At 60.0% G+C, this 3,686-nt stretch carries 3 protein-coding genes and 1 pseudogene; 2 read left to right on the forward strand and 2 right to left on the reverse strand.

Annotation, left to right across the window (positions count from 1 at the left end):
• Nucleotides 1-267: pseudogene (locus B2W52_RS19710) on the reverse strand (histone deacetylase); the annotation flags it as partial.
• Between the two features lie 39 nt (nucleotides 268-306).
• Nucleotides 307-1,503, reverse strand: coding sequence for a CaiB/BaiF CoA transferase family protein (locus B2W52_RS19715; protein WP_273017885.1), 1,197 nt, complete (start codon nucleotides 1,501-1,503; stop codon nucleotides 307-309).
• A gap of 165 nt (nucleotides 1,504-1,668) precedes the next feature.
• Between B2W52_RS19715 and B2W52_RS19720 the strand changes: the two genes are divergently transcribed.
• Both B2W52_RS19720 and B2W52_RS19725 read left to right on the forward strand, forming a co-directional pair.
• Nucleotides 1,669-2,322 (forward strand): ABC transporter ATP-binding protein, encoded by a 654-nt coding sequence (locus B2W52_RS19720; RefSeq protein WP_206076561.1) that lies wholly within the window; start codon nucleotides 1,669-1,671, stop codon nucleotides 2,320-2,322.
• Nucleotides 2,312-3,686 (forward strand): ABC transporter permease (locus B2W52_RS19725; RefSeq protein WP_286803950.1); only part of this gene is annotated, 1,375 nt, incomplete at its 3' end. The genes B2W52_RS19720 and B2W52_RS19725, both read left to right, overlap by 11 nt.

Raw genomic sequence — 3,686 nt, forward strand, 5'->3', positions numbered from 1 at the left:
GACGAGGCCCTTGCTCCAGGGCAGATTCATCTGCCGTTTCTCCCGCGCCGAGAGTTGATCGCCGGCGAAACGGGCGAGGTAATCCGGGCAGTGGGTACGGGTCAGCCACGCCTGCCGGCATGGGGCAGGGCGAAAGCTATTGGCTTGAGTGAGAAGCCCTCTCGAGCGGGCGTAATCGGCAAGGAGCCCGAATTTTTCCATGGGAAATCGGTGCTTTGCCGGGAATGGGAAGCTGTAGTCTGGATGGTGAACTACGGGTACGGGCATTTGATCGTCCGGCTGCAGTGGATTTGCGACGTCAGAATGTTATTTGGCAGGCACGGCTGCGATGCCAGAATCACACATCGCCTGGATTTCTTCGGCGGAATACCCGCACTCTGCCAGCAGTTCGCCGGTTTGCTCGCCAAGGCGCGGAGCTCCCTGCCAGTGCTGCTCTGGTGCGGCCGAGAATCGCGACGGCGCCCTGGCCTGGCGGAGTCGGCCGGCCTGGGGGTGGTCGTAGTGGGAGAGCAAATCGTTGGCCAGTACCTGGGCATGGTCGAGTACCTGAGTGCGGGTCAACACCGGGGCGCAGGGCACTTGCTCGGCCTCAAGCCTTGCCAGCCAGTGTTCGGCCGTATCGGTTTTGATGACCGACTGGATCAGCTCCAGCCTCGCATCAATATTCTCCTGGCGCAGCCGGGCAGTCAGGAACCTTGGATCCTCCGCCCACTCCGGGCGGTCCACAGCACGAATAAGGGCTTGCCACTCTCGATCGCTCTGAACCGCAATGGTGATGTAGCCGGTTGTGGTCTCATAGATGAGATCCTGAAGGCTCGCAGCCTCCTGCTGTGGCACCTCACTGTGAACAAAGGTCTGGCTGCCCATGTCGGAGCTCCAGAGAAACGCGATGATCGCGTCCAGCATGGACAGCCGGACATGCTGGCTTTCCCCGGTGCGTTCCCGGGCGAACAGAGCCGCGGTAATCGCCTGGGCTGCGGTTACACCGGTGAGCTTGTCGGGCAGGATGGTCCTAACCAGTTGCGGACGCAATTCATCGGCGCCGGCCTGCACGGTGGCTAATCCGGAGAGGCCCTGGATCAGCGGATCGTAAACCGGTCGCTGGGAATACGGTCCGGTATCACCGAAGCCACTGATTGATACCATCACGAGATTCGGGGCCACCTTGCGCAGCTTCTCCTCGCCAAGTCCCATCCGCTCAATGACGCCCGGCCGGAAGTTCTGCACAAAGACATCGGCCGACGCCACCAGTCGAAGCAGCGCGTCGCGTCCTGCCTTTTCTTTCAGGTTCAGTGCCACTGATTTCTTGTTGCGGTTGTTGTTGAGGTACAGCGCCGACATATCGCCCTGCCGATTGGCCGCGGAGCGAGTAAAGTCTCCACCCGCCGGATTCTCGATCTTGATAACCTCGGCACCCTGATCCGCCAGTATCATGGTCGCGAGAGGCCCGGAAATCATGGCTGTCAGATCGATAATGCGGATGCCATCGAGCGGTCCGGTCATGGTCAGGACTCCTGTTTTTCCTTGGAGGCGCCAAAAAACGTGAGTGCGCCACTCTTAAAAACGGTTCGTACTCTAAACTTTATGCGGATGCCGATCATTTACTAGTACGCAATAGAGCAGGAAATTCATCAAACCAGAGGAGCGCCAGTGTCCACCAGTGTTGAAATGACCGACATTTTTCTCGAGTACCCCACAGAGTCCGGCAAGGTTGCTGTACTCAAAAATGCCTCCCTCATGGTGCCCCCGGGAGAAACACTGGCAATCACAGGCCCCTCTGGTAGCGGGAAAACGTCCCTGCTTTTGTTGCTCTCCGGCCTGCAGCGACCGACCAGTGGTGAAATTCTGGTCGGCGATCAACGCCTGGGCGACATGGACGCCAATGCTCTGGCCGACTGGCGAAGTGAGCACCTTGGCATTATTTTCCAGTCCTTTCACCTGCTGCCTGGCCTCACGGCCCTGGGAAACGTGAGTCTGCCGCTTGAGATTGCCGGCGAGGCCAGGCCGCGGGAACGAGCTCTCGCCATGTTGGAGGCAGTTGGTCTCAGCCATCGGCTGCAGCACTACCCGGGGCAGCTCTCTGGCGGCGAGCAGCAACGGGTAGCGATCGCGCGGGCTCTGGTTCATCAGCCAAGCCTGTTGTTGGGGGATGAGCCCACAGGCAATCTGGACCACGAAACCGGTGAGAAAGTGCTCTCTCTGCTGTTCGACTTGCACAAGGACAGCAAATCCACGCTGGTACTGGTGACTCACGACGAGCGCGTTGCCGAGCGTTGTCAGCACAGGGTCCGGATGGACGGTGGGCGTCTCTATGCCTCCTGAACGCTCCACAAACCCGCTCTGGATGCTCCGATTCGCGATCACCGATCTGCGGTCACGTATCTCTGCACTGAAGATTTTCCTGGCCTGCCTGATTCTTGGCGTCACGCTTGTCGCGGCCACAGCCAGCCTGTACCGGGTGATTGAGCAAAGTTTGCTGGCAGATACCCGGGCGCTGCTCGGTGGCGATGTGGAGCTGGATACCAGCGAGCCTCTGCCCGATGAGGCGCTCGAATGGATTCGCGCTACCGGCAACATTTCGCTGGTGCGGGAATTCGATACCATCGTAAGCGGAAGCGGCGGTGACGGCTTCTTCCGGGCCGAGATACTGGTTCTGGATGCCCTCTATCCCCTTTACGGCGAGTTGGAGCTGACACCGGATGAACCCCTGGGTGTTCTTACAGCCCAGAAAGAAGGGCAGTGGGGCGCCATTATTGATCCATTGCTGGCAGAACGCCTGGGCCAGTCGGTTGGCGACCAGATTGAGATTGGCGCCGCCACCTTTCGAATCAGCGGTCTTATCCAGAAGCAGCCGGATCGGAGCCTGAACGCCAATTGGCGCGGCCTGCCGATCATGATATCTGAGCAGGCCGTGGAGGCAACCGGGTTGATTCGCCCGGGTAGCCGCGTGGATTACGAATACCGGGTACAAACAGAGCAGAATCTCGATACCTGGCTTGAGGAATTCGAGCAGGCATTCCCGGATGCGCGATGGGAAATCACTACGTTTGCCGAGCGCAGCGAACGGATTTCCGAGCGGCTGGACCAGATTGCCACAGCACTCATCCTTATCGCTTTCACGACATTGTTCATCGGTGGCCTCGGCGTTGCCAACAGCATCCACGCCTACCTCGATGAAAAGCTGGGCACAATTGCCACCCTGCAAACACTTGGCCTGCGTCGCAAACCGCTTGTCGGCATATACCTCCTGCAGATTGGTGTATTGGGCAGCCTTGCGGGGCTAGTTGGCGGTGGTATCGGGCTGGGGCTTTCCGCCCTGGCGATCAGCCTGGCGGGCGATGCCTTTGCTTTGGCGGGGCCCGATGGGGCCGGCGGCTGGTTCTCCTTGTGGTTGGTTCCCTTGCTTCTGAGCTGGCTGTTCGGTGTTCTGACTGCTTACGTGTTTGCACTGCCGGCACTCGCTCGAGCCCTCGCTGCTGCGCCGGCCGGGCTTTTCCGGGGGCAGGTCGAGGCGGCTCCCAACGAGCCTCGCAGCTGGCGGATTGCCAGCTATCTACTGCTGGCTGTCTACATCGGCGCTACCCTGTTCTGGCTCCCATCGCCTCATCTGGGCTTTCTTTTCCTGCTGGCGGTTACGCTGCTCTGGGGCCTCCTGGAAGGTTTGATCAAGGGGTTACGCCGCGGTG

It is taken from the genome of Marinobacter sp. UBA2498 (assembly GCF_002341575.1).
In the GTDB taxonomy this organism is placed as follows: domain Bacteria; phylum Pseudomonadota; class Gammaproteobacteria; order Pseudomonadales; family Oleiphilaceae; genus Marinobacter; species Marinobacter manganoxydans.